General features: G+C 61.8%; 6 protein-coding genes. 4 read left to right on the top strand and 2 right to left on the bottom strand.

The window, feature by feature from the left end:
- Together R2855_19695 and R2855_19690 are read right to left on the bottom strand one after the other, a co-directional pair.
- Window positions 1-918, bottom strand: a 918-nt coding sequence (locus tag R2855_19695; GenBank protein ID MEZ4533228.1) for a M20/M25/M40 family metallo-hydrolase, incomplete at its 3' end; no start/stop codon positions are given.
- A 20-nt stretch (window positions 919-938) separates the two neighbouring features.
- Complete coding sequence (locus tag R2855_19690) at window positions 939-2,270, bottom strand: MFS transporter (GenBank protein ID MEZ4533227.1); 1,332 nt, start codon at window positions 2,268-2,270, stop codon at window positions 939-941.
- 237 nt (window positions 2,271-2,507) lie between these two features.
- Here R2855_19690 and R2855_19685 point away from each other — a divergent pair, with 237 nt between their 5' ends.
- The 4 genes from R2855_19685 to R2855_19670 form a co-directional block, all read left to right on the top strand.
- On the top strand, window positions 2,508-3,497 hold the full coding sequence (locus R2855_19685; GenBank protein ID MEZ4533226.1) for a YihY/virulence factor BrkB family protein: 990 nt from the start codon (window positions 2,508-2,510) through the stop codon (window positions 3,495-3,497).
- Between the two features lie 275 nt (window positions 3,498-3,772).
- Complete coding sequence (locus tag R2855_19680) at window positions 3,773-4,858, top strand: hypothetical protein (protein ID MEZ4533225.1); 1,086 nt, start codon at window positions 3,773-3,775, stop codon at window positions 4,856-4,858.
- Window positions 4,859-5,095: 237 nt separating this feature from the next.
- Entirely contained in the window at window positions 5,096-5,728 is a 633-nt protein-coding gene (locus tag R2855_19675; protein ID MEZ4533224.1) for an SGNH/GDSL hydrolase family protein, read from the top strand.
- 303 nt (window positions 5,729-6,031) lie between these two features.
- A partial coding sequence (locus R2855_19670; GenBank protein ID MEZ4533223.1) for a sigma-70 family RNA polymerase sigma factor occupies window positions 6,032-6,356 on the top strand: 325 nt, incomplete at its 3' end.

Here is a 6,356-nt window from a genome sequence, read left to right as displayed (position 1 = left end):
CACGACCGCAACGATCTCGCTCTCCAGCGGCTGCTCGAATGGGGAGCGATCGAGTCCGCGCGTGAGGGTCGCCTCGAAATCGGGATCCTCATTGGCGGCGGCATCCAGAATCTCGCAAAGCTCGGACTCGGCCATTTCGGGGGTCTCACCGGGGATCAACCGCCGCTCGACCGACAAGGTGCACGATCCGGGATAGCTGGAAAGCTCGGCGCCGCCCTGGATCAGCGATGCATGAATGGAACCGGTGCCCAGCAGCGGATGCTGCTCCCCGCCGAGCAACCGGCCTTCGAGCGCTTCCAACCCCACCAGCACTTTGCCCATCTTGGCGATTGCATCGACCCCAAGCGCCGGCTGCGACCCATGCGCGGCGACACCCTTGGTTGTTATGTCGAACCAGACGAATCCCTTATGGGCGACGCTGAGCTCGAGCTGGGTCGGCTCGGTGACGATCGCTCCATCGGCCGTAAAGCGTTCCACGATGGCCTGGGTGCCAATGCTGGCGTATTCCTCGTCGACGACTGCGGTGACGATGACATCACCAGCAGGCGGATCGGCGGCGAGGTCTTTCGCCGCCAGCATGATGGCCGCCAGGCTGCCCTTCATATCCCAGGCGCCTCGCCCGAAGACTTTGTCATGCTCGATCGTTCCGGCCAGCGGTTTCTCCATGCCTCCATGACCGACCGTGTCCATATGCGCGTTCAGCATCAACGACCGGCCGCCCCCGGTTCCCCGCACGATACCGATGACGTTGTTGCGGCCAGGAGCAGCCTCCTGCACCTCGGTTTCGATTCCATTGGAACGGAACCAATCAGCCACGAACGCGGCGATCTCCCCTTCGCCGCCCGCGCCCGGTTGCAGATCGGGATTGACCGAATCGATACGCACCAGGGCCGCCACCAATGCTCCAAGTTCAGACATGTCGCCCCCCGTTGGACGTATCAAGACGATGACTCGACGAGATGCTCGGAAGCGATCGCCGCTCCGTCGGCATTGTGCCGGAGCGGCGACGCGATCAGAAAGAGGACCCCCAGCATCAGCCCGACTTCGGCAAACACCAGGGTGAGCGAGAGTCCAATGAACGACGCCACGATCCCGCCCAGCATCGATCCGATCGGCTGGAATCCGCGTGTGAGAACGGCAAATGTGGCGTGAAGGCGTCCCTGCATCTCGTCGCTGGTGAGCCGCTGTCGCAGACTCACGGCATTCACCGCATAAATGAGCAACGTCAGCCACTGCAAGAATTCGGCCCCGACCACAAGGGGAAGCGCAACCGCCGGGATCAGCACCGCCAACGGCACCAGCATGCCGGAGAGCCCGAACCCGAGCTGACTGGCAATCAACGTGCGTCCCGTACCCCAGCGGTCGGCGCACCGCCCAGCGATCACCGATCCGATCAACGCGCCCACGCCTCCCGTGGCAAAGACGAGACCAATCTGAAAATCGGTCAGGTTCAACTCGCGCACCATGAACGCAACGTATACCGCCAGAAATGCGTAGCCGAAGAGATTGGAAATCGCCGAGCACCCCGCCAGCGCGCGCAGCACCGGCGTCGCAGCGACAAAGCGCAATCCGCTGGCGATCCGCGCACGCATTGGTTCGCCCTGATCGACATGCGCAGGCGTTTCCTCGGGTTTACGAATTCTTCGTAGCGCAATCGCGGAAACGAGGAACGATCCGGCATCGATCAGCAGGGCGCCGGGACCGGTCAGCAGACCGATCAACGCGCCCCCGACCGCCGGACCGACCACTTGCGCTCCACTGGCGGTCGCTTCCAGTCGGCTATTGGCAGCCACGAGTTGCGACCGATCGACCAGCGACGGCACATACGACAGATGCGCGATGTCGAAAAAGATCGTCAGCGTGCCGAGCCCAAAGAGCACGACACAGAGCAATGGAATCGACAACCAGCCAAACCAGGCCGCTATCGGCACCGTCAGCGTGAGAAACGTACGCGCCAGATCGGTCACGATCATGACCGGTCGGCGTTTGCGCCGGTCCAGCCAGGCGCCGGCGACGAGCCCGAACAGCAATGCCGGCAACTGCCCGCAGGCATAGAGAAACCCAAGCGCCAGTGGCGAGGCATCGAGCGTGACCGCTGCAATGATGGGAATGGCGATCAGGCTGATCTGGGTGCCGAGATACGACACTCCCTCCCCGAACCAGCATTTGAGGAAATCACTATTGCCAGCGAAGGGACCAGCAATGCGACCGGCGATCGATGCAAGAAAACGAGGTGTGTTACTGGACGAAGACGACGGGTTCTGAGACATGACAAGACGGCTCCCCTGGCGGAGAGAGACGACGCATGTGCGCGTGTCCTCCCGCTATTCCAATCGCGCTTTCGAAGGCGAATAGCGGGAGCGTGCTCATCTGGACATATGCCACAGATTTCGTTCCTCTTGTTGCGGTCCGTGCGACCACGCGCGAATCGTAGCAGGTGCGAACACGTCGGGTAGCATTCGTAGTCACACCGGCCCGAAGAACTTCGACGAGGACACACGGCGCCTTTGAGCTCGGTCACCGCCACTGCCACCCGAAAAGCGCAACGGGCGATGGAGCAGATCCGTTCGGATCGGCGCGCTGCCGTCCTGTTGGTGCGCGAATCGGTGAACTCATTCATGCGCATCGACGCAATGGGTCTGGCCAAGCAGGTGGCCTTCAGCGTGCTCTTTGCCGCATTACCCACGCTCTTTGTGCTCGTCGCTTCCGCCGCGCTCATGGAGCACTGGCTGGGAATACCCGTCACCTCAGAGATTCGCACCTTCATCTACGAGCAAACCCCGCCAGAGGCGCACATCATCCTCATTGCGGGAGTCGATCAGGCGATCTCCGATGCGAGCACACAACTGGCGTCGTTTACCGCCATCTTCGCGATTGTGCTGGCGCTTTGGGGAGGCATGGCCGGAGTTGGCGCCCTGATCGAGGCGACGAACCGCGCATATGGCATACGGAATACCCGTAACATCATGAAGAAACGCGGTATGGCGCTCGCAATGACCCTTCTCTTCACGGCCATGGTGGTGCTGACAGTCACGGCTTCGTTCTTCAACGAACGCGTCATCCAGCAGTTGATGGAGTGGTCTGGCCACGACGGGCTGATCGCCGATTTCGGAGAACTCAGTCAGTTGGTCCTTTCGATCTCCATTACATTCGGTGTGCTTTTCATCCTCTACTTTGTCGGACCGGACGTCGCCTTGACAGCACGCATGACGATCCCCGGCGCAGTGCTCGGCACGATGTCGTGGGTGCTCATGATCCAGCTCTTTGGCGTCATCGCCTCCCGGGTTCCGTATCAGAACATCTACGGCGCGGCGGGCACCGCCATCATCTTGCTCTACTTCCTCAACTTCGCGGCGCTCGGGCTCATCATGGGAGCGATTCTCAACGGCGCAATCGGCCACCATTATGACAAGCGGCGCGCGGCCGATCTGGCCGCGCATCCTGAGAAGCTGCGCTACATCGAGGAATATCGGGAACAGTATTCGGATGCGATCTAGCGCTGGCCCGAGAACATGTGCCCTTCCGATATGTGCCGGTTGGGGCAGCCACGGTGGGCTGCAACCTCGCGAGGACATCGGTTCGGGGACACATGTTTTCGCAGCTGCTCCAGGAGATTGCGGCGCTACGTCCAGTGACGCACGTCAGAAAACGCACAATGCGCGCGGGTCGCAATGCACTGCTGGCGCGTTGCTGCCAATCGCGTTTCCTGCTTTCATGATGCAGAGAGCGCACGGCCGCCACGATCCGACTTCGCACGTCACGGAGTACCTGCATGCAACGCCGACATTTTCTCGGACTGTCCGGAGCGGCCGCTCTGGCCACACTCGCCGGCTTCCCGCAACGCGCGGTCCACGCGCAGGCAGCCTATTCGGCGGTCGATCTGGGGCTGCCCAATGGATTCGAATCGGTGGTTCCCGTGGCGCTCAACAACAACAGCGTAGCAATCGTCACCGCCTCGTCGGCCAGTGGTACGGGCATCTTCCTGGTGGAAAACGGCGCGTTCACGCAGCTCGGTGAGCCTGACGAATCGGCCTACCCTGCTGCCATCGATGACAGCAACAATGTCGGCGGTTGGGTAACCGGTGCGAGCGACGGTTCGACCCAGGCGGAGGACGTACCCATGCTGTTCACGCCTGACGGACAGGTCGAGCTTCCGGGAAATCGATTGGTTGGCCGCGTTTACGCGCTTGGCGCCGGCGGAGAAGCGGTCGGAGAAGCAGCCACCGACAAGAAGCATGCCGCCCGCAGAGCCGTCATCTGGGACAACCAGGAAGTCGTCGAGCTCAAGGGCACGCCAGAAGGCGCAGCTTCGGCTGCACTGGACATCAATGGCCTTGGCCAGGTCGTTGGCTGGATCGGAAGCGACGATGGAAGTCAGCGCCGTGCAGTCCTGTTCAGCCTCGATGAGGATCCGGTCGAGCTCGGGGCCCTCGGAGGCTCCCTCAGCGAGGCAACCGCCATCAGCGAGCAAGGGATGATCGTCGGAAACTCCTCGACCAGCGACGAGCAGACGGAACTCATGGGCAGTGGCATCGCCGCCTTCTCGTGGATAGACGGCGCCATGACCCCGCTCCATTCCCTCGAAAACCAGGCCTGGAGCACCGCTGCAGATGTCAGTTCGTTCGGACTGGTGGCCGGAACCGTTGGACTCCCCACTCCAGCGACTGCCGGTCCGGCCACCACGGCGGTCGTCTGGGCGCCCGATGCCGTTCTCGATCTGAATCAGATCGCGCAACCGATCGACGGGCTCACGCTTGTTGCCGCAGTCGCAATCAATGAACTCGGGCAGATTCTCTGCACCGCCGTCGATGCCGCAGGCGGATCGCGTGCTGTTCTTCTCTCGGTGCTCGGCAACTAGAAGCAACGGATTCAGAACGAACCGGCTGCCTCGAATGTGACACCCAACCACCTTCGAGCCAGGGCAATCCATGTCGCGCTCGGCGCTCTGTACTCCGAAGCGGCGCCTGCCTGTGACGCCCAACCTCGCTCACTTGCGGTCACGGAGGGCCGCAACGACCGGGTTCGAATAACAACGCGACCCGCTCTGAACATTCCGGAATAGAATCTGGCAGCACGTATCGCACAGGAGGACACCGTGACCAAAGTCGTCGTCTGTTTTGGCGATTCCAACACCTGGGGAGCCGCGCCGGATGGGAGCGGGCGTTTCGCGCCGGATGTGCGCTGGACTGGCGTTCTGCAAGCAGAGCTCGGCCCGGGATACAAGATCATCGAAGAAGGGCTCAACGGCCGCACGACCAATATCGATGACACGATCGAAGAAGACCGCAACGGACGCGCCCACTTGCCGGCGCTGCTGGAATCGCACCGGCCCTTCGATCTGATCGTGATCATGCTTGGCACCAACGATCTCAAGCTGCGTCACAATCGCGCAGCCGCCGATATTGCCCAAAGTGCCGCCAAGCTAGCCGACATCTCTCGCAGATCTCTTTGCGGCCCAGACGGCGCAAATCCCAGGGTCCTGCTGATGGCTCCGCCTGCCACCGTCGCGGCCGGCCATCCACTCGATGCCCTGTTTGCGGGTTCGGTCGAGAAGTCCAGGGACTTTCCCGGTCACTACGCATTCTGGGCGGACGCTGTCGGGGTCGACTTTCTGGACGCCGGCAGCGTGATCCGCTCCAGTGCGATCGATGGCATCCATTTCGATGCGCCAGATCACACGACACTGGGCCAGGCCGTCGCAGCGAAGGTCAAGGCAATCATCGGGTAGCCAGCAAACTCGGCTGGTCGCCAACTATTACTGTACGCAAGAATTTGCCGCAAATCTCCTGAAATCGAGGGGTTCGCCTTGTCTCACAGTCCACCCGGGTGGACTGTTCGCAAGGGAACGAATCGCGTACGTATGGTTCCACGTGGAACATCGCGTGACACATTGACACCAGTTGTAGGGCGCGAAGCTGGTATCCTGATCACTATCTGGCCGGAGGCGAGCCTGCAGTTGCAGATGCCACGCCCGCGAAACGACCCTTCCTCATCGCGCGTTTCAAACGCCGAGGAGGAGTCACCGGCCGCAATGAGTCAGGCAATCACGTGGACAACGCGCGGGACAGCCGCGCAAGCAGTGGAGAGCGGCTGGGTGGTCGACGACGGAGATCTGGTTGCGCGTGCGCGATCGGGCGACCCGGTCGCGTTCGAGCGGCTCTATGAGCAATACCACGCTCCGATACTCAACTATCTGCACCGCATGGTGTCGGATCGCGCTTTGGCGGAGGACCTGACCCAGGACACCTTCGAAAAGGCGTATAAGGCGCTGCCGTCCACGCGGCCCGATTTGGCGTTCAAGTCCTGGCTCTATCGCATTGCGACGAACACCGCCATTTCAAATGGACGGCGCAAAC

Source organism: Thermomicrobiales bacterium, assembly GCA_041390825.1.
Classification (GTDB): domain Bacteria; phylum Chloroflexota; class Chloroflexia; order Thermomicrobiales; family UBA6265; genus JAMLHN01.
The sequence above is the reverse complement of the archived record's forward strand: the minus strand, read 5'-3'. Positions and strand labels throughout refer to the sequence as shown.

Bases quoted from the DNA above. Each gene is read 5' to 3' on its own strand.
- R2855_19680 (MEZ4533225.1), top strand. From the start codon at position 3,773: ATGCAACGCCGACATTTTCTCGGACTGTCCGGAGCGGCCGCTCTGGCC.
- R2855_19690 (MEZ4533227.1), bottom strand. From the start codon at position 2,270: ATGTCTCAGAACCCGTCGTCTTCGTCCAGTAACACACCTCGTTTTCTT.